Annotated in this window: 25 protein-coding genes; 11 read left to right on the forward strand and 14 right to left on the reverse strand. The window is 58.5% G+C overall.

Annotated features, from left to right (window positions below; translation table 11 throughout):
- The first annotated feature begins 94 nt into the window (after positions 1–94).
- Positions 95–1,042: a YbgA family protein gene (locus ACTZWX_RS11685; protein ID WP_444714074.1), complete on the forward strand. Its 948-nt coding sequence runs from the start codon at positions 95–97 to the stop codon at positions 1,040–1,042.
- Positions 1,043–1,114: 72 nt separating this feature from the next.
- Here ACTZWX_RS11685 and ACTZWX_RS11690 read toward each other — a convergent pair whose 3' ends face one another.
- From ACTZWX_RS11690 to ACTZWX_RS11700, 3 genes are all read right to left on the reverse strand, one after another.
- Positions 1,115–1,846, reverse strand: coding sequence for a DUF481 domain-containing protein (locus tag ACTZWX_RS11690; protein WP_444714075.1), 732 nt, complete (start codon positions 1,844–1,846; stop codon positions 1,115–1,117).
- Positions 1,847–1,871: 25 nt separating this feature from the next.
- The gene (gene trhO / locus ACTZWX_RS11695; protein ID WP_444714076.1) at positions 1,872–2,891 is read right to left on the reverse strand and encodes an oxygen-dependent tRNA uridine(34) hydroxylase TrhO; all 1,020 of its coding nucleotides are present in this window, start codon (positions 2,889–2,891) and stop codon (positions 1,872–1,874) included.
- Between the two features lie 311 nt (positions 2,892–3,202).
- A complete protein-coding gene (locus ACTZWX_RS11700; RefSeq protein WP_444714077.1) occupies positions 3,203–3,934 on the reverse strand; it encodes a DsbA family protein in 732 nt (243 codons plus the stop codon).
- Positions 3,935–4,049: 115 nt separating this feature from the next.
- Here ACTZWX_RS11700 and ACTZWX_RS11705 point away from each other — a divergent pair, with 115 nt between their 5' ends.
- Positions 4,050–5,012: an NAD(P)H-dependent flavin oxidoreductase gene (locus ACTZWX_RS11705; protein WP_444714078.1), complete on the forward strand. Its 963-nt coding sequence runs from the start codon at positions 4,050–4,052 to the stop codon at positions 5,010–5,012.
- Here ACTZWX_RS11705 and ACTZWX_RS11710 read toward each other — a convergent pair.
- The 5 genes from ACTZWX_RS11710 to ACTZWX_RS11730 form a co-directional block, all read right to left on the reverse strand.
- Complete coding sequence (locus tag ACTZWX_RS11710) at positions 4,998–5,594, reverse strand: acyl carrier protein phosphodiesterase (protein WP_444714079.1); 597 nt, start codon at positions 5,592–5,594, stop codon at positions 4,998–5,000. The genes ACTZWX_RS11705 and ACTZWX_RS11710 overlap by 15 nt on opposite strands.
- Before the next feature lie 9 nt (positions 5,595–5,603).
- Complete coding sequence (locus ACTZWX_RS11715) at positions 5,604–7,034, reverse strand: DUF5666 domain-containing protein (protein WP_444714080.1); 1,431 nt, start codon at positions 7,032–7,034, stop codon at positions 5,604–5,606.
- Positions 7,035–7,072: 38 nt separating this feature from the next.
- Positions 7,073–7,468, reverse strand: coding sequence for a DUF6502 family protein (locus ACTZWX_RS11720; RefSeq protein WP_444714081.1), 396 nt, complete (start codon positions 7,466–7,468; stop codon positions 7,073–7,075).
- The gene (locus tag ACTZWX_RS11725) at positions 7,465–8,328 is read right to left on the reverse strand and encodes a DUF6502 family protein (protein ID WP_444714082.1); all 864 of its coding nucleotides are present in this window, start codon (positions 8,326–8,328) and stop codon (positions 7,465–7,467) included. Before ACTZWX_RS11725 ends, ACTZWX_RS11720 begins: the two co-directional genes overlap by 4 nt.
- Before the next feature lie 77 nt (positions 8,329–8,405).
- Positions 8,406–9,833 (reverse strand): DUF5666 domain-containing protein, encoded by a 1,428-nt coding sequence (locus ACTZWX_RS11730; protein ID WP_444714083.1) that lies wholly within the window; start codon positions 9,831–9,833, stop codon positions 8,406–8,408.
- Positions 9,834–10,027: 194 nt separating this feature from the next.
- Here ACTZWX_RS11730 and ACTZWX_RS11735 point away from each other — a divergent pair, with 194 nt between their 5' ends.
- Positions 10,028–10,204 (forward strand): DUF6435 family protein, encoded by a 177-nt coding sequence (locus tag ACTZWX_RS11735; RefSeq protein ID WP_143151140.1) that lies wholly within the window; start codon positions 10,028–10,030, stop codon positions 10,202–10,204.
- Positions 10,205–10,241: 37 nt separating this feature from the next.
- Here the strand turns inward: ACTZWX_RS11735 and ACTZWX_RS11740 are convergent, their stop codons facing one another.
- Both ACTZWX_RS11740 and ACTZWX_RS11745 read right to left on the reverse strand, forming a co-directional pair.
- Positions 10,242–10,586 (reverse strand): chaperone modulator CbpM, encoded by a 345-nt coding sequence (locus ACTZWX_RS11740; RefSeq protein WP_072678148.1) that lies wholly within the window; start codon positions 10,584–10,586, stop codon positions 10,242–10,244.
- Between the two features lie 11 nt (positions 10,587–10,597).
- Positions 10,598–11,569, reverse strand: coding sequence for a DnaJ C-terminal domain-containing protein (locus tag ACTZWX_RS11745; RefSeq protein ID WP_444714084.1), 972 nt, complete (start codon positions 11,567–11,569; stop codon positions 10,598–10,600).
- A gap of 281 nt (positions 11,570–11,850) precedes the next feature.
- On the opposite strand from ACTZWX_RS11745, the gene ACTZWX_RS11750 reads away from it, so the two are divergent.
- From ACTZWX_RS11750 to pntB, 8 genes are all read left to right on the forward strand, one after another.
- Positions 11,851–12,630, forward strand: coding sequence for an SGNH/GDSL hydrolase family protein (locus ACTZWX_RS11750; protein ID WP_444714085.1), 780 nt, complete (start codon positions 11,851–11,853; stop codon positions 12,628–12,630).
- A gap of 56 nt (positions 12,631–12,686) precedes the next feature.
- Complete coding sequence (locus ACTZWX_RS11755) at positions 12,687–13,712, forward strand: hypothetical protein (RefSeq protein WP_444714086.1); 1,026 nt, start codon at positions 12,687–12,689, stop codon at positions 13,710–13,712.
- Between the two features lie 102 nt (positions 13,713–13,814).
- Positions 13,815–14,504, forward strand: a complete 690-nt coding sequence (locus ACTZWX_RS11760) for a DUF3348 family protein (protein WP_444714087.1) — start codon at positions 13,815–13,817, stop codon at positions 14,502–14,504.
- Positions 14,501–16,300 carry a DUF802 domain-containing protein gene (locus ACTZWX_RS11765; RefSeq protein WP_444714088.1) on the forward strand — a complete coding sequence of 600 codons (1,800 nt, stop codon included), beginning with the start codon at positions 14,501–14,503 and terminating at the stop codon, positions 16,298–16,300. The genes ACTZWX_RS11760 and ACTZWX_RS11765 overlap by 4 nt, the downstream gene beginning before the upstream one ends.
- Positions 16,300–16,956: an OmpA family protein gene (locus ACTZWX_RS11770; protein ID WP_444714089.1), complete on the forward strand. Its 657-nt coding sequence runs from the start codon at positions 16,300–16,302 to the stop codon at positions 16,954–16,956. Before ACTZWX_RS11765 ends, ACTZWX_RS11770 begins: the two co-directional genes overlap by 1 nt.
- Positions 16,953–17,558 (forward strand): DUF2894 domain-containing protein, encoded by a 606-nt coding sequence (locus ACTZWX_RS11775; RefSeq protein ID WP_444714090.1) that lies wholly within the window; start codon positions 16,953–16,955, stop codon positions 17,556–17,558. Before ACTZWX_RS11770 ends, ACTZWX_RS11775 begins: the two co-directional genes overlap by 4 nt.
- 113 nt (positions 17,559–17,671) lie before the next feature.
- Positions 17,672–19,249, forward strand: coding sequence for a Re/Si-specific NAD(P)(+) transhydrogenase subunit alpha (locus tag ACTZWX_RS11780; protein WP_444714091.1), 1,578 nt, complete (start codon positions 17,672–17,674; stop codon positions 19,247–19,249).
- A 12-nt stretch (positions 19,250–19,261) separates the two neighbouring features.
- Entirely contained in the window at positions 19,262–20,653 is a 1,392-nt protein-coding gene (gene pntB, locus ACTZWX_RS11785; RefSeq protein ID WP_444714092.1) for a Re/Si-specific NAD(P)(+) transhydrogenase subunit beta, read from the forward strand.
- 84 nt (positions 20,654–20,737) lie between these two features.
- Here the strand turns inward: pntB and fba are convergent, their stop codons facing one another.
- The 4 genes from fba to tkt form a co-directional block, all read right to left on the reverse strand.
- The gene (fba, locus tag ACTZWX_RS11790) at positions 20,738–21,802 is read right to left on the reverse strand and encodes a class II fructose-bisphosphate aldolase (protein WP_444714093.1); all 1,065 of its coding nucleotides are present in this window, start codon (positions 21,800–21,802) and stop codon (positions 20,738–20,740) included.
- A gap of 222 nt (positions 21,803–22,024) precedes the next feature.
- Positions 22,025–23,185 carry a phosphoglycerate kinase gene (locus ACTZWX_RS11795; protein ID WP_444714094.1) on the reverse strand — a complete coding sequence of 387 codons (1,161 nt, stop codon included), beginning with the start codon at positions 23,183–23,185 and terminating at the stop codon, positions 22,025–22,027.
- A gap of 73 nt (positions 23,186–23,258) precedes the next feature.
- The gene (gap, locus tag ACTZWX_RS11800) at positions 23,259–24,305 is read right to left on the reverse strand and encodes a type I glyceraldehyde-3-phosphate dehydrogenase (protein ID WP_444714095.1); all 1,047 of its coding nucleotides are present in this window, start codon (positions 24,303–24,305) and stop codon (positions 23,259–23,261) included.
- Positions 24,305–26,305: a transketolase gene (gene tkt, locus ACTZWX_RS11805; RefSeq protein WP_444714096.1), complete on the reverse strand. Its 2,001-nt coding sequence runs from the start codon at positions 26,303–26,305 to the stop codon at positions 24,305–24,307. Before tkt ends, gap begins: the two co-directional genes overlap by 1 nt.
- Positions 26,306–26,495 lie beyond the last annotated feature (190 nt).

Below are 26,495 nucleotides of genomic sequence, written 5' to 3' on the forward strand. Positions count from 1 at the left end.
GCCCGGATGAACACTCTGCCCTGACTTGATCGGGCTATACTCACAGCACGTATAGTGGTGTAGTACCCGATCATCCAACGGCTGGAGAGTTTTAGTGACCGGTATTCCTGTTGGCATTAGCACTTGCCTGCTCGGCAAGGAAGTCCGCCACGACGGTGGCCACAAGCATTCCCGATATTGTACCCAGGTGCTGGCGAAGCATTTTGAGTTCCGCTCTATCTGCCCGGAACTGGAGGCCGGCCTGGGTGTGCCCCGCCCGGCCATTCACCTGCGCGAACACGAAGACGGTCTTCGCCTGGTTGAAAGTAAAGGCACGAAAGATCACACCGAAGGCATGCAGAATTTCATTGCCGAGGTGATGCCCTCGCTCGCCAACCTGCGTGGCTACATTCTGATGGCGAAATCTCCCAGCTGCGGCATGGAGCGCATCAAGATCCATAACGCGGAAGGCGCATTCATGCACCGGGATGGCCGCGGCATGTTTGCCGAAGCCCTGATGAAAGCCTACCCGTTGATGCCGGTCGAGGAAGAAGGCCGCCTGCACGATGACATGTTGCGGGAGAACTTTATTGAGCGGGTATTCTCCTACGACGACTGGATGCAGAACGTGGCCGGCGACAAGCTCACCAAGCAGTCACTGCTGGAGTTCCATCAACGCCACAAGTTCACGTTGCTGGCCCACTCTGAAAAAATCTACCGCCAGCTTGGCCCAATGCTGGCGGACCTGAAAGCCGAGCCACTGGCACAGATTGCGGACCGCTACATTCACGGTTTTATGGAAGCCATGACCCAGCGCGTAAGCCGGGGTTCTCACGTGAATGCCATGCAGCATCTGCTGGGTTACCTGAAAGAAGGAATGTCGTCGGAGGAAAAAGCCGTTCTGCTGGAGCAGATTGAAGCCTACCGGCGCGGCGAGATTCCGCTGGTGGTGCCAATGACATTGCTGCGCCTGGCCCAGCGCAAGGAGCCAGTAGATTATTTGCATACCCAGAAGTACCTGACGCCCTACCCGGATGAGCTGGGGCTGCGGAACAACGTCTGAGGTTCCGGATAACGAAGAGGGGCGGGTGGTTTGACCACCTGCCCCTTTTTCTTTGGCTCCGGGAATCCGGAATCAGAACCCGTACAGCAGCGAGAGCGAGGTCTCGGTGTCGGTTTTGTCTGAGCCGACGGGCGCATCAGACACGTGCTTCAACCGGAACGCGGCCTTCATGGACAGGCTGCCGACAATGTTGCTTTGCAACGCTGTCTCAGACTGGCTGATGGTGTTGTTATCATCCAGTCCAATCTCGGTGCTCAGCTTCTGGCGGAACAGGGCGTTATCAGACAACGCATAATCGAATTGGCCTGCCAGGCGGGCGATGGCCTCCTCTTCCACGTCCCGACCATCCGGGTTTTCCTGCTTCAGCTTGTTGTAGCGATAACCGCCTCCTACTGAGAGGTCCAGGAAGGAACGATCCCCTGCCTGCCAAACACGGTTTCCATAACCCGTAGTGAGTGTGGATTCGAAGTCATAACCGGAGAACCGGTCATCTTCATAGGAGCCACGCACAAACCAGTATTGTTTGTCGTCGAATTTGTAATCAGATTCCAGGGCCGCCTTGTACTCTTCAGCGGTTGTCTGATCTTCCGTTTCTGTGTAACGAGAGCTGAACTCACCGGTGTTGCGCCAGGTTTGGGTCTCATGCTGCAATCCCAGGCGGCCGTTCACCTTGGTTTCTTCGCTGTTGCCGGAGGTTACCAGCACACCGAGTTCTGCCTCCCCTGTCCAGTTGCCACTGGACTGGGCCTGGGCCAGCGGGGCCAGTGCCATACATGCGACTGCCAGTGGTTTTCTAATACCCATGTTATCTCCTTGGTTGGGTTAGTCTTCAGTTGTTCACAACCTTACGAACTTTCTCCCCCTCCAGACTTCTGCGGGCCTGTTCTTCCCTTTCGGCCTTCTTGCGGGCCTTCCGTTCAGCAATGATGCGGGCGGCTTCGCCACCCACGTGGGCTTCTCCGCGTTCCCGGGCCAGTTGCATCTGGCGTTCACGTTCCTTGAACCGGCCTTTTTGTTCTTCTGTCAGTGATTCAATGCACTGGTGGCAGCTCACGCCCTGTTCGTATTCCGGGCGCTGCTTGTCTTCTTCGGTAATCGGCCGGCGGCAGGCGTGGCACTGGTCGTAATCGCCGCGCTCGAGGTTGTGGTTGACGGTTACCCGGTCGTCAAATACGAAGCACTCGCCCTGCCACAGGCTTTGTTCCTGGGGCACCTCTTCCAGGTATTTCAGGATGCCGCCTTTGAGGTGGTATACCTCGTCGAACCCTTGCTCTTTCAGGAACGCCGTGGATTTTTCACAGCGGATGCCGCCGGTGCAGAACATGGCGACTTTCTTGTGTTTGCTGGGGTCCAGGTTCTGTTTCACATACTCTGGAAATTCCCGGAAGGTGTCAGTGGCCGGATTGACGGCGTTTTTGAAGGTGCCAATCTCGACTTCGTACTGGTTGCGGGTGTCTACCAGCAGTACTTCGGGGTCTGAGATGAGGTCGTTCCAGGCTTTGGGGTCAACGTAGGTGCCAACCACCCGTTTGGGGTCGATGCCTTCGACGCCCATGGTGACGATTTCTTTTTTGAGTTTGACCTTGGTGCGCTTGAAGGGCTGTATGTCTACATAGGATTCTTTGTAGTCCACGCCGTCGAAGCGCTCGTCGCTGGCGATCCAGGCTTTGACGGCGTCGATGCCTTCGCGGCTGCCGGCGATGGTGCCGTTGATGCCTTCCCTTGCCAGCAGCAGGGTGCCGTGGACGTCTTTTTCCAGCATGAGGTTCAGCAGGGGCTGGCGTAGGTCTTTGTAATCATTCAATACTGCGAACTTGTAGAGTGCGCAGACGACTATTTCGTTGCTCATGGTTTCTCCTGCGGGCCGGATCGTAAATCCGGAGCATGGTTTGATAATTGTCACGGGGATTAGCCGTTAGGGGGCAAAGTTTAACCAACTGGGGTTTGGGTGCAAGTTGGGGATATGCGCAGATTGCGCGTTTAGGTGTTCTGGGGGCCCGCGTTCCCGCCACTGGGTGGGGAGGGCTTTACAAAAGACGCTGTGAATACGTCCTTGTACGCTCCGCTCCGCCATCCATGGCTCCGCAGGCTTTTGTAAAGCCCTCCCCACCCAGTGGCTAACTTCTCAGGTTGCCGTCCGGCACTTATGGCTCAGGCTCGTTAGTTGTTTACTTTGTTCAATTCCCGCTCCACCACTGCGGAGAGCTGTCCCCAACCCGGTCGGGTTAGTTGGATGTTGTCTACCATCACTGTCGGGGTGCTGGTGACGCGCATTTGGACGGCCACTTGCAGGCTTTGTTCTACCGCTTCTTTGTGGAGTTCGGTGGTCAGGCAGCGGCGGAAGCGGCGTTCTTCGAGGCCCAGGCCATTGGCGTAGCGGGTGAAGGTGGCGACGGGGTCGTTGGAGCCGCTCCATTCGCTTTGGGCGTCGTAGAGTTTGTCGTGCATCTCCCAGTATTGGCCCTGGTCACCGGCGCAGCGGGCGGCCTGGGCGGCGGGGACGGCGTTTTGGTGTTGGCGTAGGGGAAGGTCGAAGTAGACGAAGCGAACTTTGCCGGTGTCGACGTATTCCTGCTTCAGGCGTTTGCTGGCTTCGGCGAAGCGGGCGCAGGCGGGGCATTGGTAGTCGGCGAATTCACGGACGACGACGGGGGCGTTTTCCGGGCCCACGGAGATGCCGTACTGGTCGAGGACTGCCGGGAAGTCTGATGCGTTGGGGGCGGCTACCGGTAGTGCCTCGGAGGTTGGTTTGGGCGGTTGTGTCAGGAAGTAGACAGCCACTGCAACAACGGCGATGACGGCAACAGAGATACCGATGATGGCCGGTTTTTTGTTTCGGTGCTTACGCGGTGCGGGGGCGCCGGTTTGTTTGCGTCTTTTTGCTTCACCCATGGTGGGCTCCTTTTGTTTTGTCCTGTCACCCGTTGGAACGATTGTCCAACGTTCTCCGGGCAGGCTAAGATCCCCTATATCCTGAGAAAGTTCCAATAAAAATCAAGGACCAACCATGCCAATGCCCGTTCAGTTGAAAGATTCTCTCGCTTTACCGCTGATTGCAGCTCCCATGTTTCTGATTTCGTCGCCCCGGCTGGCGCTGGCTTGCTGTAAGGCGGGCGTGGTGGGAAGTTTCCCGGCCCTGAACCAGCGCAGCAGTGAGGGGTTTGAGGAATGGCTGGTTCACATGAATACGGAGTTGGCGCAATGGAAACAGGCCCATCCGGACTCAGTTACCGCGCCCTATGCGGTCAATCTGGTGGTGCATCGCACCAATCCCCGCTGGCAGGCGGATCTGGAGCTGTGTGTGAAGCACCAGGTGCCGATGGTGATTACCTCACTGGGCGCGGCCAGCCAGGTGGTGGAGGCGGTGCACAGTTATGGTGGGCTGGTGTTCCATGATGTGACCAATCAGAAGCACGCCCGCAAGGCGGCGGAAGCCGGGGTGGATGGCATTATCGCAGTGAGTGCCGGGGCCGGTGGCCATGCCGGTACGGTGAATCCCTTTGTGCTGGTGCATGAGATTCGTGAGGTGTTCGACGGCACGATTCTGTTGGCGGGAGGGCTGTCTCATGGTGAAGACCTGCTCGCGGCGCAGGCGCTGGGGGCGGATCTGGCCTATATGGGTACCCGGTTTATCAATACCGAGGAATCCGAAGCCGAGGATGCCTACCGGAACATGATTCTTGAGGCGGTCTCTGCAGACATTATTCACACTCCTGCGGTTTCCGGCGTTCCCGCCAGTTTCATGCGCCAGAGCCTGGAGGCAGCCGGTTTTGATATGGCGAAGCTGAACCAGGCCGGTGATGTGAATTACGGCGAGAAGCTCAAGCCCATGGACGACGAGGCCAAGGCCTGGAAAACCGTCTGGTCCGCCGGCCAGGGGGTGAGCCTGATTCACGACGTTCCGAGCGTCCAGGCGCTGGTTGACCGGCTGAAAGAGGAATACCAGCAAGCGCGTTCACGATTGGGCTGACAGACTGGTGGATTCTGCTTCGGCGAAGTTAAGCAGTTCCGGGAAGAACTGGAGAAACCGGGCTTCGAGCTGTTCATCGTTGGCCCGGATTTCTTCGATGATGCCGGCGAACTGATTGGCAAAGCGGATTCTGCTGGCCACGCGATCAAGGGCATAGCCGATGTTTTCGAAGTCTTCGTAGGCGCCGAACCAGTCGTGCTGGACCATTCGACGGGTCACTTTGACCATGGTTGGCGGCATAACATCTTCGTGACGTGTCAGCTCCCGATACACGCCCCGCACAAACCGGTGATGATCAACGTCGCTGAATCTCTGCCAGTGCCGTAGCAGGTAGTGATCATAGAGAATGTCCAGCGCCACACCGGCAAAGCGCCGGCGCTGGCTGGAGAACAGCTGCTTACTGGCCCGCACTTGCGGGTGCTGGTCGGTGAAGGCATCCACTGCCCGATGGTGGCGAACGCCCAGCAACACCGATTCGGGCAACTCCGCCAGCCTCACACCTCTGCAGAAGTCACCCAGGATGCTGCCCACACGGGCCTCCGGGGAGTCCGGGGCAAGGAAGGTGTGGGCCAGGTGGTTCATTGCTCTGCCTTAGTCACCTTCACATTCGACTTCGCTGGCAATGAAGCCACCATTACCCTGCCGATACTCAACTTCCACAAAGTCGCAGTCGCTCAGATTGTCCTCGATGGCGTCGGGAGCGAGCGTCATTGAAACGCCAAGCACTTCCAGGATGCCCCCTTGCAACTGTGCTGGGGAGAACCGTCCCGTCATCTCAAAATCAGAGTCCCCCGAAGCTTCGACTTCAATATTCAAAGCTTCGAGATAAACGTCTGAATCGGTTCTGCGCTCAATGCCCTCCACTTCAGCATAGACCCCAGTTGAGATTGCAGAGAGTCCGTCGTCATACTCAATAAGCGTTGAATTGGTCAAAACAACGGTCACGCCACCGATATTCCAGCTGTTTGGGCGAAGCCCCTCTCTCAGTACTCTGGCCTGAACTTCTGAGTCGCCCTCAAACAACTCGATTTCCTCCGCGATAACAACGCCCCCCCGGAACTCACCTTCCACCTTAACCAGGAGGCCATCTTGCAAACGATTGCGACTAATGTCGTCAAACTCGGTGTCGTCCGTAATGACGATAGTTACGCCGTTCAAAAGAAACTCTGTTTCACTTGGCGTATAGCCTTCAACCGGGCCGGTGAGTTCAATGTCCTCATCCTCCGTCCCAAGGAACCGGCGACTGTCGGCCGGACGAATGGTTTCTGCAGTAATCGTATCTCCATCCAGCAGGCCTTCCACTTCGACAGAACGGCTTGCGTTGTTAAGGTCATCCGCCGTCAGCCCATCCCGGAACACCTCATCTGACAAATAGATTACCCTTTGGGTACCAATCTGGAATGAACCTTCAGCCTCATCATGTGAACCAGCGAGACCTTCAAGCTCGAGGGTTTGATTTGGCAGGACATCAATTACGCCAATGTAGCTGGCTCGGTACCCTTCGGACGTACGCCACGCGCTTATCCGCACCAACCGATCCTTCAGGGAACTCTCATCCACAAAACCATCCGGCACGCTGAAAACGGTTCGGCGATCAAACGATATGCTCTGTCCAAACATTGTGATCGCCCCCCTTCTGATGCTTCCATCTCGTGCCTGCTCCAGAGAACTCACCGAGGATATAACCCCCCGGAAGGTGTCGTCATACTCAACCGCGCTGGCAGTACCCTGGCCATCGGTTCGCCATTCACCGTCTATCCGCAGAATCATGCCCTTGTCGAGTTGAGCCTCAAAGCCAATGCCATCGTTGCTGACAACATTACCATCGGTCTCAAACCGCACGCCGTTCACAAACACGCTGCCAAATCCGGATATTGGCCCAACGCTGGAGCCTGTGCCGCGAATGCCGCCCTCGGCGATATCAACACCCCCTCCGCCACCGCCACCACAGGCGCTTAACACGCCCATGGCCAGGAGGGCTAGAATCAGTGACAAGCGCTTGCGAGTGGGTTCAGACGTCATGGTGATCTCCAGCTGGCCTTCCTGGCCAGCTACTGTGGTCAGATATCGTTGAAACGACGGCGTGGGGGGTACGCAGTCAGGCAGTCTTCAAGTTCGGTTGTGCACTGCGAGTCGCCGCTGGTAGCGGGTGCATAGGCGCTGCGCCTGAGCAGGATATGGCCGCTTTCCAGGGTCTCCACAATGCCCTTTCTAAGCAATTCGTTCAGCACCACCGCTGGCACGAGATTCGAATTGGCGGTGCGCACAAGGTCTGGAAAGGTGCCAGGCTCATTGATCATGGAAAGCAGCATTCTTGGGTGATGTTGCTCGTCCAGAAACCCGAAAGGCCCGAGCCAACACCGAATGACTTGCCTGGCACCGGGCGATAGCAGGGTGGTTACCAGGCCCGTCGGGTGCCATTTTAAGCTCTGGCTGTCCAAATGATTGAGGCTCATGACTCATCTTCTCCGCTGTCACCGCGCTGAATCGGCTCTTCAAAATAGAAGATACTGACACCGGTTCGCACTGCGCCTTGTGCGTTATCGTTGCTCTGCGAGCCGGAGACATCCCGGTCGTAGGGGCCAAGCCAGCTGTCGAGGTCTTCCAACAACGCCTGTGAACGCCCTGCGGCGTGTTTACGCCAACGTTCAATAACGTCCACAGGTATGTTGTCGTAGGTCAGCGTTCGCTGGAAAAGCGGCTGCCGACCTTTTTCGCTGCTGACCAGGTTGTGATCAACGGTTGCTATAAGATCTGATACGTCTTCGCCAAAGATCTGGAGCATGTCTTCGCTATCGCCGGCGGGAACATAGGCCCTTTTGCGAAGATGGAGACGGCCGGTGCCATCCTCGACTACCACTACGCCAACCCGAAGAAGCTCATCCAGTACCGCTCTCGGCGGCATGTCACCACTGTACTTGCGGACCAGGCTGGCAAAGCTCGGCTCGCCTTCAAAGGCCAGAGCAGCGGGCTGACCATCGGCTGACTGGAATACCGGGTCATGAACCCAGCCAGAGACCACCCTTGAGGCCCGGTTGGCATGAGAGGTGGTTTCCCGAACCGGGTTTTCACCGGCCAGTATTTCCCGCTGGCGTTTTACTTCCTTGCGGGTCAGGCCTGTCATAACCGCTGCCCGTGAGTCTGTGGGTTTGCGCCGACCATCGGTGAAATCCTCCAGAGCCGATTCCACGTAGGCCCGTTTGACCAGTTCGGAGAACTCACCGTAGGGCACACCATTGCGCAACAGCAACCTGGCCAGGGGGCGCAGAATGCGGAACAGCGCTTTGTGCAGGGGATTGGTGTTGGAATCAGTCATATTTGGGATTGTATTCCCATAGCAACCTTGAAGCCAGCGCCGGGGGCCCTGAGGCACCTCAGGCGCTGCCGGGACGATTAATCGTCGATATCGTCGGTCAACACATACTGACCACCGCTGGTGCGACGATATTCCACTTCAACTTCGTCACCCACGCGGGCGCCGTCGGTGCTGTACCCGTTCAGCAGGATTTCCAGGTTCATAAAGGTAACCGACTCGCTGCTGAGTGCATCGATCCGTGCTCCCAGTTCGTAGTCGTCATCATCGTCGTCGTCTTCACGTTCGATGGTGAAGGCTTCCAGGTAGCCACCGTTCTCGCTACGCTGACGACCTTCGATCTCAAGGTAATCGCCAACCCGGAATCCATTGATGTCGTCTGCCCGGTTGCGCCGGTCATCGTCATCGTCGTCGTCATCAATCAAGGTGTTTGGCGTTAGCTGAACCCGGATACCGCTGACAATCAGCACTTCATTACTCAGGTCGATCTGCTCTACCCGACCATCCAGCTCAACATCCCCATCGCGCCCTTCGATTTCTTCGGCAATCAACACGCCGTTGCGGAAATCACCTTCCACTTTGACCAACAAGCCGTCCTGCAAACTGCTTTCGCGGATGTCGTCAAACTCGGTACCACGGTTGTACTGAACCAGTACACCATTGATCCTGAAGCTCCGGCCGGAGCCATCGAAATCGTAGATTTCACCCGAGATCTCAACATCATCGTCGTCATCGAACAGGTCGTCTTCATCATCGATCTCCCTGGCGATCAGAACGCCGTTCTCCAGGTAGCCTTCCACTTCCACCGCCAGACCGTCGCGGAGATCGCCCAGGTCAAAATCGTCATCACCGGTTGCGGAGGTATAATCGACTGACAACCCGTTGATCTCAAAGGTTCTGGCGCTGGCATCCAGGTTGGCAACAAGGCCTTCGATTTCAACCTCATTGAAGTCGTCAAACCGCGAGCCAGCGCTGCGGGCGCCTACGTAACTTGCGCGAAAGTCGCCATTTTCCATGCGCCAGCCGCTGATGCGCACGCTGTACGCCGCGGGACTACCCGCCAGCGCTGCCGGTGTCGCGCCACGGAAGACCGTTTGACGGTCCAGCCGGACGGTCTGGTTCAGCAACTGCAACTGGCCGGTTTTATTGACACCATCCCAACTGGCACCGGTAAGCGGGCCACGCAGGGTGTCATCGTAGGAAACCCGCTCAGCGCGACCTTCACCACGGCCATTCCATGAACCTTTGACCTTCAGGATCATGCCTTTCTCGAGTTGCTCCTCACGCTCGATGCCATCGTCACTGCTCACAGAGCCGTTGGTTTCAAAGCGGGTGCCATTCACGTAAACACTGCCAAAACCGGTAACCGCGCCCACGCTGGTGCCATCGCTGGTGCTGCTTACCGCTTCCCCACTACCAGAACCGCCGCCACCGCAGGCCGCCAGGGTCCCGATAAGGGTTCCGGCAATGACCATTCTTACCGCTGTTGTTAGTGCGTTGCGTTTCATGATTGATCTCCAGGCATATCGTCGTTCAATTCCCGGCCATCTCGGCCATTTATTTGGGATATATTTCCCAATCTGCATTTGGGAATTTAATCCCATATTTTTTATTTGTCCAGTTTTTGTGCATGAAAATTTTATGAACCCTGCGCCCGAAGCTTCGTATACCCTTGGACATACACTTCAACCGGGCCAACGTTATGCTGGAATTTTTGAAAAGCGATCCGAAGAAAAAACTGCAGAAAGCCTATGAAGACAAGCTCGCCAAAGCGCTGCACGCTCAGAGGAATGGGGACTTACGCAGTCACGGAACGCTAATGGAAGAGGCAGAGAAGATCTATGCGGAGATTCAGACCCTGGAGCAGGGCAAGAATTGATGGTGGGGGGCAGTGCTTCTGACACTGCCCCGGGCAATCATTCGTCCATCAGTTGTCGAAGCTGTTGGTTAAGTCGAGCGATTTCTCTGCGCATATCCTGAACTTCGTCGAGCAAATCCAGAGATACCGCCAGCCCCGGCAGGTTGAGTTTCAGGTCTCTCTGCAGCCGCATGGCTTTTTGCAAACGGGCCAGAGCATCCACATCAAACTGCCATTGGCGTGCTTCAGGCACGTCGTCCACCGGCGCGATGATGCCGTAGCTCACCAGTTTGATGACGAACTCGGCATGGCAGTCGCCCCGTTCACATATCTCCCTGAGGGTGAAAGTACTGCCAGCGGCGTCGGTGATTTCCACGGTCACGATCTGATCTTTGCTAGTCATACCCACCCCGCTCACACGTGCAACTTGCTGCGTGGATTAAAGTTCTTTTCCAGTTCGGCCAGCTTCCCATAAAGCGCTTCGGCCTCGGCTGTATGCTGTTCCGGCATCGCCACCTGCAACACCACAATCTGGTCACCAGGATGCTTGCCCGGGAAGCCTTTGCCTTTCAGCCGGAGTTTTCGGCCACTGGTGGAACCCTTTGGTACTTTCACGTTCACCTTGCCACCAATGGTTGGCACGGTAATGGTTGCACCAAGCGCCGCCTCCCAGGGGGCCACGGGCACGGTAACCAGCACATCCGTGCCCTCCACGGCAAAGTGCGGATGCGGCGCCAGTTCCACCTCAATAAACAAATCCCCGCTGTCGCCGCCGCCCATACCCGGCGCGCCCTGCCCTTTCAGGCGGATATGCTGACCCTCGCGCATGCCGGCCGGTATCTTGACGTTCAGGGTCTTGCGGCGCGCGATCATCCGGCCGTGGTCATCCGGCTCATGTACGGTAAACGACACCTGTTTTTCACAGCCATTGAACGCTTCCTCAAGGAACAGTGCCAGGCGGGCGTGCACATCCTCACCACGCATGGAACGGGCCTGCCGGAAACCACCGCTGTAACCTGCACCGGAAAACCCTCCGGCACGCCCACCGCCAAAGATCTCTTCGAAAAAGTCACTGAACTGCCGGGCGTCGGCTTCGGTATAGCCGCCACCGCCAAAGCCGGATGAGCTCTGCCAGCCCGGAGGAGGCTGGAACGAGCCATCGGCACGGGCTCCGTATTTGCGCAGTTGGTCGTATTCGGCGCGTTTTTCGGGGTCTTTCAGAACTTCGTAGGCTTCCCCGACTTCCTTGAATTTGTCGCTGGCACTCTCTTCCTTGCTGACATCCGGGTGATACTTTCGCGCCAGCCTGCGATAGGCCTTTTTGATGTCCTCGGGTGAGGCAGACTCACTCACCCCGAGGGCAGCGTAATAGTCTTTGAAGTCCATGGAACTCCTCACGTCTGATCAAAGGTGATGCTCTGATAACTAATAGTTGACGCTGGCGCGGAAAATACAAGGCGGGCGTGTTCCGGAATTGCGTTGGGTCAAAGCCGATACTGTCGCGCTCCCTCCCAGCTTTCGTGACACCGCTCACAACTACCTGACGCTGGCCGGTTAGGACAATTTTTAACCAGCTACAGCCATTCAAAACCCCAGGTTTTCAAACCACTATTCATGCTGCAGTCCAAGAAGTTGGAGTATCTATCCCTTACAAACGGAGTTGCACTATGAACAACAATCACAAAAAACCGATGTACCTGCCGGCTGTTGTTAACGCCAGCCTGACCAAAGCCCTGGCCGCCCTGTTAATGGCAGCCCTGTTCACCGGATGTAGCGAACTAGGTTACCTGTTGAGTAACGACAAGGTGACCGATGCCGACAACAATCAGGTTGTCTTTATTGGTGATTCCATCTTTGCCTTGTCTGGCGAGATCCAGAACCAGTTGGAAACCAAGGCCGGTGAAACCTTCCGGCGCTATACCGTGTCTGGCGCCCAGTTGTCCGGCGAGCTGATTGCCCCGTCTATTCCAAATCAGTTCCGGGAGGCGGTATCTGAAAACCCGGATATCAAGACCATGGTGGGCGATGCTGGTGGTAACGATATCCTGATTCCAGCCATCTTTCTGAATTCCAACAACTGCAAAACGCCCTGGTGGCGTTTCGGCCGGCTGAGCCAGCAATGTCGGGATTTTATTGATGACATCTATGTTGAAGGCGTGGACTTTCTTAATGAAGTAGCCGAAGCCGGGGTACAAAACGGCGTTCTTCTGGGTTACTACTACACCAAGAACGGGCTGTTTCGCCTGAAAGATATGAAGGAGGCGGTCGACTACGGCAACGCCACGCTGGCGCGGGCCTGCCGAAACTCAGTACTTGACTGCACCTTTGTTGATCCGCGAAGCGTGATCAACGACAGCGACATCATCTTTGATGGTATTCACCCGGCTGACAGCGGCTCGAAGAAAATCGCCGATCTGATCTGGCCAAAACTGCAGCCGCTACTCTAAGCCCGCAACCACTGGGCGGCCTCTTACCGGGGCCGCCCGACACCCTGAGGAACACCATGAGAGCTCAAAGCTGGATCGTACTCGCGGCATTCACAGGGCTGACCATGGCCGGCGGAATCTTCATAGCCCAGGAGGCTGGTAACTCCGACGTTCAAAAGCGAGCCCAGGCCCTCGAAGCAAGACAGCCGCAGGCTATCTCGCCGCATGGCGACTCCACCCGGCAGGCCCGGGACAGGGTCCTGGAACTGGCGGTAAAGTACCTGGAGACCTACGGCGAAACCATTCATAACCCGTCAACCCAGGCCCAACTGTATAACGAGAGACGGGGATTGATTGACGCAGACCCCGGCAACGGTGCCCAGCTGTTCCGCGATGCTGTTGAGACCGCCTTTCCCGATACCGCCGCACAGATTCTGACGCTGATGGCGAAGCTGGACCGTTATCACGAATGGCTGGATGACAACGAGCTTCGGTTACAGGCACTGCAGCCGCTGCAGCGCGAAACTGAACTCTGGCAGCAACGCGAGGCCTTGTTTGGTGCGCTGGCGAGCCAGATCTGGGGAGAAGAAGCCTCGTTTCTGGAAGAAAAATCCCAGCGGTTCCAGCAGGCAGTCTCCAATCTGGAGGAATCCGGGGAACTCCAGTTAACCGAACTGGCCCACCAGCTCCACATCAGTGCCGAGGAAATCTACGGCAGCGACATGACCCGGCAATTCGCCGGCTCCGGCGCCCTGGGCCACGCACTGTTCAGCCTGGACAGCGTGCAAAGCCATCTACAACAGTTACCACCCGATCAGCGGCAGCAAACCATTACCGATCTGCGCCGGCAATTTGGCTATCCGGAGGATGCGCTGGAGCGCATGGCAAAACAGGACCAGATTCGGGAAGAGAAATGGCAGAACGGGAACGCTTACCTGGAGAAACGACAAGATCTTTCCCGGCGCCTGGCCGGTGAAGAGCTGGAATCGGAACTCAACCGCTTGCGGGAAGAGCACTTCGGCATCGCAGCACCCACCATTGCACGCGAGGAAGAGGAGGGCTTCTATCGGTTTAAGCGGCCCCGGCGTTATGGCCTGAACTGAGTTTTTCTCACCACACAGTCATTATCATTCACTCCCCTTAGCCAGTAGAATAACTCGCTTTGACGTTAGTCCGATCTGAACACGGAGTGAGACACCGAACGGATGCCGAACCAGCCTCAGGCGCAAACAGGCCACCCATCCAAACTGCTCGCACAGCTCGCCCATCTGAGCGCAGCTGCGACTACTAACGCCCTGCCCTGTTTTGCAGAGCGCCTGAGCCGGCTGTTTGGCCTGGGCGACACCATGACCCTGGATGCCGCCACCGCCTACCGCGCCCGACAGCCGGGCGAAGTGCAAGGTGCGGTGGTCGATAAGCTGACCGACGAACTGACCACCACCCGCCGGGCACTGGTCCGCCGCGTTCACACCTGGGCGGATGAACTTGAATTTGAAGGCGAGCCGGAATTTGAACCGGTGTTAAGTTCCTGGCTGGCATTACAGCGCAAGATCGCGGCCAATAGCCGCCAGTTCAGGGATAAGGTGCGCAAATCCATGAAAGATCAGGGCCAGACCCTGGCCCGCCTGGCTGAGCTGGACGCGGTGTTCGATCACACCATGGCCGGCTACACCGGCCAGTGTTTTTCCACTGTATCCCAGGTGCTGGAGCAACGATTCCGGGTCTTACAGACATCCGATGAACACCCCCAAACATCAGGCCAGGCATCCCACGACTGGTTCCACCGTTACTGCGAGGAAGCGCAGGCCTTGTTACTCGCTGAACTGGACGTTCGGCTGGAACCGGTGCTGGGTTTGCTTGAAGCCTGCCACAATGAGGTTAATAACACCCCATGAGTAAACTGTTCTTTACCCTGGCGTTCGCCATCGGCGTTGCTGTCGTGAGCTGGATTGGTGCCGGCTTTATTGGTTCTGACCTGCTGGCGCTGGCGTTCACCGGTCTGATTGGCGCGGTGTATTGCCTGGGTTTTGGCGAGCTGGTGAACTTTCGCCGGCAAACCCGTCAATTGGCCGGGCAAGTTAACCAGTTGCCGGAAAGCCAGGACCAGGTTTCCCGTTGGTTGAACACGTTGCCCCAGCCGCTTCAATACCCAGCACAACGTCGCATCGAAGGCCATGCCGCCGCCCTGCCCGGGCCGCAGATCACCCCCTACCTGACCGGCCTGCTGGTGATGCTGGGCCTTCTGGGCACCTTTGCCGGCATGATCGTAACCCTGGGCGGTGCCGCCTCGGCCCTGGATAACAGCACCGAACTCAGCGCCATCCGCAGTGCGCTGGCCGCCCCCATCGCGGGGCTTAGCCTCGCCTTTGGCACCTCCATTGCCGGTGTAGCCGCCTCCGCCATGCTGGGGCTGGCCTCTACCCTGAGTCGCCGGGACCGTGCACAGGCATCCCGCACACTGGATACGGCCTTACGGGAAAAACTGCACCACCTGTCTGCCGACCACCAGCGCCAGCAGGCGTTCCAGGCTCTGGAAACCCAGGCACAAGCCTTACCGCAGATGGCCTCCGCCATGGAACGTATGACCACGCGCATGGAGCAGCTGGGGCAGCAACTGGAGCAGTCTCTTACCCGTAACCAGCAGGAGTTCCACAACACGGTCGGCAGCCACTACCAGACCCTGGCTGATTCCGTTGCCAATTCCCTGAGAACTGCATTGGATGACAGCGCGAAGCAGGCAGCAGAGCGGGTTGAGCCTATCGTCATCCATGCCATGGAGCAGCTCCAAAGCAATGCCCAGTCCCTGCAGAAGAGCTGGGCGGATGATGCCCGCCAGCAACTGGCCGAACTGGCCGCCGGTTTCCAGAAAACCACCGCCGACGCGGGCGAGCGCTGGCAATATAACCTGGAAAAATACCAGGAACACTTCAGCAACAACACTGCGGAGCTGGTCGACAACCAGAAAGCGGGCATCGAGCAATTGGTTGCCACCATTGGCCAGCAGCTATCCGAACTCAGGGAGCAGGAGGCAGGTCGCGTTGAAGCCTCCGCGGCACGTATGGAGAGCCTTGAAGCGACGGTGACCAAACATCTGTCAGAGCTGGGAACCGCGCTGGAAGCCCCCATGACCCACCTGATTGAAACCGCCTCGGAAACCCCGAAGGCGGCGGCCGAAGTCATTCGGCAATTACAGTCGGAGATCGCCCGCAACAGTGAACGGGAAAATGAGCTTCTGGAAGAACGTCAGCGGTTGGTCCAACAACTCGACAGCCTTCTGGAAAACCAACGCAGCACAGCCGACAGCCAGCGGAATGCGGTAGCTTCGCTGATCAGTGGCGCCGGCGACACGCTGACCGGCATCAGCGAACGCTTCAACACCCTGATCCAGGAACAGAGCCAACAACTGGGCAAGCTGGGCGACGACATTACCGGCAGCAGCCAGGAAGTCGGTGCCCTGAGCGATGCTTTCGCACAAGCCATCGAGCTGTTCAGCCAGTCCAACCAGCAGGTAGTCGCCAGCCTGGCGGATATCCAGAAAGCGCTGGATAACGCCGGCACCCGGCACGATGAGCAGCTGGCCTATTATGTAGCGCAGGCACGGGAAGTGATCGACCTGAGCGTTAGCGCCCAGAAAGATGTGATTGATGCTGCTGCGGCCCTGCGCCGGGCTGAGCCCAGCGAGGCCGGCTGATGGAACAGCTGGAAGGCGGCGAACAGCAATCGGCACCGGTCTGGGCCATTTTCTCAGACCTGATGGCGGCGCTGGTGGGTATTCTAGCGCTGATTTTGGTGTGGGTGATCGGCATTCAACTGGAACTCAGCCAGTCCCTGGCCCAGGAAATCGAGAAGCGGGAAGCGGAAGAGCAGCGTCGAATTGCCCTGGAGCAGGCCCTGGAAGACCCGCTCACCAAGGGCCTGGTCACCTTTCGGGATGGCCGCATCGGCATCAGCGGCAACGTGCTGTTTGAGCTGAACTCGGACCAGCTGCAGGCCGAAGGTGAAGAGATTCTGGAATCGCTGATTCGGCCCCTGCAAACCTACCTGGAGCAGCACGATGAACTGCTGATGGTGAGCGGTTTCACCGACGACCTGCCCATGCATCCCGGCAACCGTTACCAGGATAACTGGGGCCTGTCGGCCCAGCGGGCGCTCACCGTCACCCGCTCGCTGACGGAACTGGGCCTGCCCAACGACCGCGTCTTCGCCGCCGCCTTCGGCCCGCACCACCCGGCGGTGCCCAACACGGATGCCGAATCAAGAGCCCAGAACCGGCGAGTGGAAATCAGTACCGTGCCCCGGGCGCCTTCGGCTGCAACGGAACCCGAAACCGGGGCCGGCAACGAATGATGAACGAAGCCTCCAGCCTTTCATTGCTCGAGAACCTTAGGCAACAAAGCGCAGACCGGTTTGACCCGGTTCGCTTTCGCTATCTGGAATCCTTTGAGCAGCGGTTACGCGCGAAAGGGCTGCAACAGGGTACTCACTGGCAGAAGCTGGAGCAGGCTGTCTCGGAATATCAGGCCAGGTTAGAAGATGCCGAGCAGCCAAGGCAAACAATGGCCTCCTCCGGGCCATCCGTCCTTTCGTTCCTGCTGGACAAACTGAACCAACCGACAGAGACGCCAGCTAAAGCCCCGAGATCCGCGCTGGAACAACGGGTGTTTGGGGCGACTCCAGAGCTGGAGCAAACGCGCACGGCATCAAGCTCCAACAGCCCACAACCCCTCAAAGCCATGATCAGAGCGAAAGCAGATCAAGGCACTCACGCCCTTCAAGAGCGCATCCGCCACGCCATCGAAAGCACCCCGAAAGATGCCGGCCCGATGAACGCACACCGGCTGGTCAGCCGGGCGATTGCGGAAATGCAGACGTTGTCGCCGGAGTATCTGAACCGCTTTGCACACTACACGGACACGCTGATCGCCCTGGAGCGGTTGGGCCGGAAGTGAAATCACCTCAAGTCCTTGTTTGGGAGTAGCCAGGCGAGCGAATCTGACAACCTGCACTAGTATGTAGGTATCCAGACATCTGATTGATCGGGAAATCCGGAGGCAAACCAATAATGAAAATCGGTATCCCCAAGGAAATCTTTAAGGACGAGCGGCGGGTGGCTGCTACGCCACCCTCGGTTCACAAACTGATCGGCCTGGGTTACGACGTCATCGTCGAAGGCGGTGCAGGCGAGGCGGCGAACTACTCCGACGCCGCCTATGAGAAAGTGGGTGCTGCCATCGCCGCTGACACCACCATGCTGTGGAAAGAGTCTGATTTTATCCTGAAAGTCCGGGCGCCCATGGAGAACCCGGCGCTGGGCAAGCACGAAGCAGACTTGATGAAGGAAGGTGCGTTTCTGGTCAGCTACCTCTGGCCGGCCCAGAATCCGGAACTGCTCGAGAAGCTGGCCGCCCGAAAAATCACCTCTTTCGCCATCGACAGCCTGCCCCGCATCAGTCGCGCCCAGAAGATGGACGCCCTCAGCGCCATGGCGAATATTGCCGGCTACCGGGCGGTGATTGAGGCGGCGAACCACTTCGGGCGCTTCTTTACCGGGCAGGTAACGGCTGCTGGCAAGGTACCGCCAGCCAAAATTATGGTGATCGGTGCCGGGGTGGCGGGCCTGGCAGCGATTGGCGCCGCTAACAGCATGGGCGCGATCGTGCGGGCTTTCGACACCCGTCTGGAGGTGAAAGAACAGGTCGAGAGCATGGGGGCCGAGTTCCTGGTGCTGGACTTTGAGAACGAGGATGGCAGCGGCAGTGGTGGTTACGCCAAGCAGATGAGCGACGAGTTTATCAAGGCGGAGATGGCGCTGTTTGCAGAGCAGGCGGAAGAGGTGGATATCATCATCACCACCGCTCTGATTCCCGGCAAACCGGCGCCGAAACTGATCACCGCCGACATGGTGAAATCCATGAAGCCCGGCAGCGTGATCGTGGATCTGGCCTCCGAACGAGGCGGTAACTGCGAACTGACCGAACCCGGCAAGGTAGCCCATCACCATGGCGTCACCCTGATCGGCTACACCGACCTGCCCAGCCGGATGGCCAAGGTGGCCAGTGATCTTTACGCCACCAACCTTGTGCACCTGCTCACGGAGCTGACGCCGGAAAAAGACGGCCAGCCGGTGGTGAACATGGAGGACGAGGTTATCCGTGGCCTGACGGTGGTCCACGAGGACGACATCACCTGGCCACCGCCACAACCGGAATCACCGGTCAGCCCCAAACCTGCACCGGGCACCGAGGAGCCTTCAGCCGAAGCAAAAGCGGCCGCCAGGAAGCACGCCGACCGCCGCAGCCTGATCGGAAAGGGCGCGCTGTTCGTGGTTACGGCCCTGGCACTCTACGGCGTGGGCGCCCACGCGCCGGAAAGCTTCCTGCAACACTTTACCGTGTTTGTGTTGGCCTGCTTCATTGGCTGGCAGGTGATCTGGAACGTTACGCCTTCCCTGCATACCCCCCTGATGAGCGTCACCAATGCCATCAGCGGCATCATCGTGATTGGCGCCATTTTACACCTGGCGCAAGCAGAGAATATTGCCGTTGGCATTATGGCATTTGTCGCGGTGCTGATTGCCAGCATCAACGTGGGGGGCGGCTTTAGGGTCACCCATCGCATGCTCAAAATGTTCCGCAAGTAGGAGGCGCCCGATATGAGCACAGGACTGGTGAGCGTGGCCTACGTGGTCGCAAGTATCTGTTTCATTCTCAGCCTGGGCGGCCTCAGCCACCAGGAGTCCGCACGTCGGGGGAACCTCTACGGCGTTGCCGGTATCATCATCGCGGTAGGCGCCACCCTGGCCAGCGTGGATGGCGGCATCACTGCCATCGTCATTGCGGTGTTGCTCGGTGTCGGCATTGGCATTCCCATCGCCAACAAGGTGGAAATGACCCAGATGCCGCAGTTGGTCGCCCTGCTTCACAGTTTCGTGGGTCTGGCTGCGGTGCTGGTGGGCTTTTCCGGCTACATCGAACCGCTGATTGCCACCTCCGATACCGAACACACCATCAAACTGGTGGAAGTGTTTGTTGGCATCTTTATCGGTGCCATTACCTTCACCGGCTCGCTGGTGGCATGCGGCAAACTGGACGGCCGCATCGACAGCAAGGCGCTAACCCTGCCAGGCCGGCACCTGATGAACCTGGCGGCGATCATTGTGTGCGTGTTCCTCTGTGCGTGGTTCCTGGGCACCGAAAGCATGGCACTCGGGATTGTCGCCCTGATCCTGATGACCATCATCGCCTCGGTTCTGGGCATTCACCTGATCATGGCCATCGGCGGCGCGGACATGCCAGTGGTGGTGTCGATGCTGAACAGCTACTCCGGGTGGGCCGCCGCTTCCATCGGTTTCATGCTGGGCAACGACCTGCTGATTGTTGTGGGTGCCCTGGTGGGCAGCAGCGGTGCTATTCTCAGCTACATCATGTGCAAGGCCATGAACCGCTCTTTCATCAGTGTGATCCTCGGTGGCTTCGGCCAGACCAGCAGCAGCTCGGCGGCCGCGGATGCCGATCAAACCGTGCATGAATCCAGTGTTGATGACGTCTGTGAAGAACTGCGCAACGCTCAGTCGGTGATCATCGTGCCCGGTTATGGCATGGCGGTGGCTCAGGCACAGAGCGGCGTCAGCGAGATGACCAAGATCCTTCGGGATCGGGGCGTGAACGTGCGTTTTGGCATCCATCCGGTGGCTGGCCGTCTGCCGGGGCATATGAACGTGCTACTGGCGGAGGCCCACGTACCCTATGACATCGTGCTGGAGATGGACGAGATCAATGACGATTTCCCGGATACCGACGTGGTGCTGGTAATCGGCGCCAACGACACGGTGAACCCGGCAGCCGCCGAAGACCCGGGCAGCCCGATTGCCGGCATGCCGGTACTGGAGGTCTGGAAGGCCCACCAGGTAGTTGTGCTCAAGCGGGGCATGGCCACCGGTTATTCCGGGGTGGAGAACCCGCTGTTCCTCAAGGACAACACCCGTATGTTGTTTGGCGATGCCAAGGAAAGCATCGACAAGCTGGTGGGAGGCTTGCGGGGCTGAATTGGCGCAGCCTGAATCCTCATCGGATGGTTTTCACCAACCCCAGAAAAAAGCCCCCGACTCGCGGGGGCTTTCTTGTGCTGCTTACTTAACCTTCGGGTCCAGCTCGCCAGCCGCGTAACGCTCGAACATTTGCTCGAGGTTCAGCGGCTTGATCTTGCTGGCCTGGCCGGCACAGCCGAACGCTTCGTAGCGGGCAACGCAGATGTCGGTCATGGCGACCATGGTGGTCTTGAGGAATTTGCGCGGGTCAAATTCCGCCGGGTTCTGGGCCATAAAGCGACGAACGGCGCCGGTAGAGGCAAGGCGCAGATCGGTGTCGATGTTGACCTTGCGCACGCCGTGCTTGATGCCTTCCACGATTTCTTCCACCGGTACACCGTAGGTTTCCGGGATCTCGCCACCGAATTCGTTGATCACCTTCAGCCACTCCTGGGGTACGGAGCTTGAGCCGTGCATGACCAGGTGGGTGTCGGGGATGCGGGCGTGGATGGCTTTGATCTGGTCGATGGCCAGAATGTCACCAGTGGGCGGACGGGTGAACTTGTAAGCGCCGTGGCTGGTGCCGATGGCGATGGCCAGGGCATCTACGTGGGTCTTCTTGACGAAGTCGGCCGCTTCTTCCGGGTCGGTCAGCATCTGGTCGTGGTCCAGGGTACCTTCTGCGCCGATGCCGTCTTCTTCACCGGCCTGGCCGGTTTCGAGGGAGCCCAGGCAGCCCAGTTCGCCTTCTACGGACACACCACAGGCGTGGGCCATTTCGACGGTGCGACGGGTGACGTCTACGTTGTATTCGTAGCTGGTCGGGGTTTTGCCGTCTTCACCGAGGGAGCCGTCCATCATGACGGAACTGAAGCCGAGCTGGATGGAGCGTTGGCATACGGCGGGGCTGGTGCCGTGGTCCTGGTGCATAACCACCGGGATGTGGGGCCATTCTTCGATGGCGGCCAGGATGAGGTGGCGCAGGAACGGGGCACCGGCGTATTTGCGGGCACCGGCGGAGGCCTGGACAATCACCGGGGAGTCGGTTTTGTCGGCGGCTTCCATGATGGCGCGCATTTGTTCGAGGTTGTTTACGTTAAAGGCTGGCACACCGTAACCATGCTCGGCGGCGTGGTCCAGAAGTTGCCGCAGCGATATCAGGGCCATGGGTTGTCTCCTTCGTTGACTTTTTGAGGTTTGAATTCTCTTCGTTTCAGACTTTTGAGTCTGCTGCGGAGGGTGGGGTAGGTCTTTCGCGGAACCGCTACGAGCACATCCATGTGCGCTTCTCTCAGGCCATCCCTGGCCTCCGAAATTCCGCGAAAGACCTACCCCACCCTCCTTGCGATTCTGGCCCTGTGCGGGTTTCTCTCAGAATCGCTTTGTTGATTACGCTCCGCGTTCTTCCAACACGGCAACCGCCGGCAGGGTTTTGCCTTCCACGAATTCCAGGAACGCGCCGCCGCCGGTTGAGATGTAGGAGATCTTGTCAGCTATGCCGTATTTGTCAACGGCCGCGACGGTGTCGCCGCCGCCTGCCAGGGAGAAGGCGTCGCTTTCGGCGATGGCTTCAGCCAATGCTTTGGTGCCGTTGCCGAACTGGTCGAATTCGAATACGCCAACCGGGCCGTTCCACAGGATGGTTTTGGCGTTTTTGAGCAGGTTGGCGAACTGTCCGGCGGTTTCCGGGCCTACGTCGAGGATCATGTCGTCGGCGCTGACGTCGGAGATGTTTTTAACCGTTGCGGTGGCGGTTTCGGCGAATTCGCTGGCAACCACTACGTCGACCGGCAGCGGGATTTCCACGCGGCTGGCGATGTCTTTGGCGGTGTCGATCAGGTCGTGTTCGCACAGGGATTTTCCGACCGGGTGGCCAGCGGCCGCCAGGAAGGTGTTGGCGATGCCGCCGCCGACGATGATCTGGTCACACACTTTTTCCAGGGCGTTGAGTACATCCAGTTTGGTAGAAACTTTGGAGCCACCCACGATGGCAACCACTGGCTTGGCCGGGTTGTCGAGGGCTTTGCCAAGGGCTTCCAGTTCGGCCGCCAGCAGCGGGCCGGCGCAAGCTTCGGGGGCGAATTTAGCAACGCCGTGGGTAGAGGCCTGGGCGCGGTGGGCTGTGCCGAAGGCGTCCATCACGTAGACGTCGCACAGGGCGGCGTATTGTTTGGCCAGGTCTTCGTTGTCTTTCTTTTCGCCTTTGTTGAAGCGAACGTTTTCGAACAGCACCACTTCGCCGTCGGCGACTTCAACGCCGTCGAGGTAGTCTTTGATCAGGCGAACTTCCTGGCCCAGCAGGGTGCTCAGGTGCTCGGCAACCGGTTTCATGGAGGAGGCTTCGTCGTATACGCCTTCTTCCGGGCGGCCCAGGTGGGACATCAGCATGACTTTGGCGCCGGCGTCTTTGGCGGCTTTGATGGTCGGCAGCGAGGCGCGGATGCGGGCGTCGCTGGAGACTTTGCCGTTTTTGACCGGTACGTTGAGGTCTTCACGAATCAGAACCCGCTTGCCGGCGAGGTTCAGGTCAGTCATTTTTTTGATGGCCATAATCAGGTTCCGTAGTTATGGGTTCACAGATTCATACAGTTAAGCTTTGGGTGGGGTCTGACCCCGTTCGGGGTCAGCCCCCTTTGTATAGGTCTTGTTTGGCCAACCAAGCCTGGCTGACATCCAGCATCCGGTTGGCGAAGCCCCATTCGTTGTCGAACCAGCAGAGTACTTTCACCATGGTGCCGCCGGTGACTCGGGTCTGGCCGCCGTCTACCACTCCGGAATGGGCGTCGTGGTTGAAGTCGGAACTGGCCAGCAGTTCGTCGGTGTAACCGAGTATGCCTTTCAGGCCACCCTTTGCGGCGTTCTGCAATAGCTGGTTGACCGCTGTTACATCGGTGGCCTCGCGTACATTCACCACCATGTCTATAGCAGAGACATTGAGTGTTGGCACGCGCATGGCAACCGAGCTGAAGCGACCCTCCATATGGGGTAACAAACGCTCTATGCCACGGGCCAGGCCTGTATCTACCGGGACGATATTATGAAGCGCGCTGCGGGTGCGGCGCAGGTCCTGGTGGTGGTAGGCATCGATCACCGGCTGATCGTTCAGGGCGGCGTGGATAGTAGTGGTACTGCCCTGCTCTACGCCGAAGGCGTCGTCCAGTACCTTGATCACCGGTACCAGACAGTTGGTGGTGCAGGAACCCGCCGCCACAATCACATCCTCAACATTCAGCTGGTCGTCGTTGATCCCGAACACCACGGTGCGGTCGACATCGGATTCGCCCGGCTGGGAAAACAGCAGGCGTTGGGCGCCCGCCTCGATGTGTTTCTCCGCTGTGGCGCGGTCGGAGTAGGCGCCGGAGCATTCCAGCACCAGGTCTACGTCCAGCAAACGCCAAGGCAGGTCACTCGGGTCCGGGTGGCGCAGCACCCGGATGCGATCGCCGTTGACCACCAGATTATCGCCATCCACCGCCACCTCACCGTGAAAACGCCCGTGGGTGGAGTCGTATTTGGTGAGATGAGCAATGGTGTCGATATCCGACAACTCGTTGATCGCGACCACCTGCAGATGGTCGCGATAGCCGTTTTCATAGAGTGCCCGCAACACGCACTGGCCTATGCGGCCGTACCCGTTGATGGCGATGCGAAACGGCGTTGAGTTGGTCATCAGGCGTCCAGGAGCTCGTCAGCCACTTCCAGAATGTTGTCGACGGTAAAGCCGAATTCCTTGAACAACTCGCCGGCCGGTGCAGACTCACCGAAGGTGGTCATGCCCACAACCCGGCCGTCCAGGCCCACGTACTTGTACCAGTAGTCGGCAATGCCGGCTTCGATGGCGATGCGGTTGGTGACTTCCAGCGGCAGCACCTGTTGCTTGTACTCGGCGCTCTGGGCATCAAACACATCGGTAGACGGCATGGACACAACGCGCACGGCCTTGCCCTGCTCGCGCAGCTTGGCGGCAACGCCCTGGGCCAGGGCCACTTCAGAACCGGTGGCAATCAGAATCAGCTCCGGGGTGCCTTCGCTGTCAGACAGCACGTAGCCACCCTTGGCAACGTTGGCCAGCTGCTCCGCGTCACGCTGCTGGTGCGGCAGGTTCTGACGGGAGAACACCATGGCGGTGGGGCCGTCGTTGCGCTCGAGGGCGGCTTTCCAGGCTACCGCAGATTCCACGGTGTCGGCCGGGCGCCACATGCTTATGTTCGGGGTGGTGCGCAGGCTGGCCATCTGCTCGATGGGCTGGTGCGTGGGGCCGTCTTCGCCCAGACCGATGGAGTCATGGGTGAAGACAAAGATGGAGCGCTGCTTCATCAGTGCCGCCATGCGCACCGCGTTGCGGCAGTATTCCATGAAGATCAGGAAGGTGGCGCCGTAGGGAACAAAACCGCCGTGCAGGGCAATGCCGTTCATAATGGCGGCCATGCCGAACTCACGCACACCGTAATAGATGTAGTTACCGGAGGCGTCGTCTTTGGTCACACCCTTGCAACCAGACCAGATGGTCAGGTTGGAACCGGCCAGGTCGGCGGAGCCGCCCATCAGTTCCGGCAGCAGCGGGCCATAGGCGTTCAGGGTGTTCTGGGAAGCCTTACGGGAAGCGACGGTGTCGCCCTTGTCCTGACATTCCTGAATGTAGGCTTGTGCCTTCTGGGCGAAATCTGCCGGCAGCTCGCCGGCCATACGGCGCTTGAACTCAGCGGCCAGTTCCGGCTCGGCTTTTTCGTAGGCTGCGAATTTCTCTTCCCACGCTTTCTGGGCAGCCGCGCCTTTTTCTTTGGCATCCCAGGCTGCGTAAATTTCAGACGGAACGTCGAACGGACCGTGCTGCCAGCCCAGGGCTTCCCGGGTCAGGGCGATCTCATCGTCACCCAGCGGGGCACCGTGGCAGTCTTCCTTGCCCTGTTTATTGGGGGAACCAAAGCCGATGATGGTCTTGCAGCAGATGATGGTGGGCTGATCGGTATTGGCACGGGCCGCTTCAATGGCGGCACGAATGGCGTCGGCATCGTGACCATCCACGTTCGGAATAACCTGCCAGCCGTAGGACTCGAAACGCTTGGGCGTGTCGTCGGTGAACCAGCCTTCTACTTCACCGTCGATGGAAATGCCGTTGTCGTCGTAGAAGAACACCAGCTTACCCAGGCCCAGGGTGCCGGCCAGGGAGGCGACTTCGTGGGAGATGCCTTCCATCAGGCAGCCATCGCCCAGGAAGGCGTAGGTGTAGTGGTCAACAATCTCATGACCCGGACGGTTGAACTGGGCCGCCAGGGATTTCTCGGCCAGCGCGAAACCCACGGCATTGGCAATGCCCTGCCCCAACGGGCCAGTGGTGGTCTCGATGCCCGGTGTATAGCCGTATTCCGGGTGGCCCGGCGTTTTGGAGTGCAGCTGACGGAAGTTCTTGATGTCGTCAATGGAAACGTCGTACCCACTCAGGTGCAGCAACGAATACTGCAGCATGGAGCCATGGCCGTTCGAAAGCACAAAGCGGTCACGGTTGGCCCACTGAGGGTTGGCCGGGTTGTGGCTGAGGTAATCGTTCCACAGTACCTCGGCGATATCCGCCATACCCATGGGCGCACCCGGGTGGCCGGACTTGGCTTTCTGAACCGCATCCATGCTCAGCGCGCGAATGGCGTTGGCGAGATCTTTACGGGACGACATTGACTATTCTCCAGTGTTTTTCAGGAAAAGAATTCAAGCTGCAAAAACTGCTCAAAAAGAAGGCGCGTATTTTCGCCGATTACGGTATGCGGGGGCAAATCCATATGTAGTGGTTTTCCGATGGCGCCGGCACAAATTCACCAAAGCAACTGATTTCACAACGCCATAAACCTATATCAAAAAATTTTGA

It is taken from the genome of Marinobacter sp. NSM (genome assembly GCF_052380025.1).
Lineage (GTDB): Bacteria > Pseudomonadota > Gammaproteobacteria > Pseudomonadales > Oleiphilaceae > Marinobacter.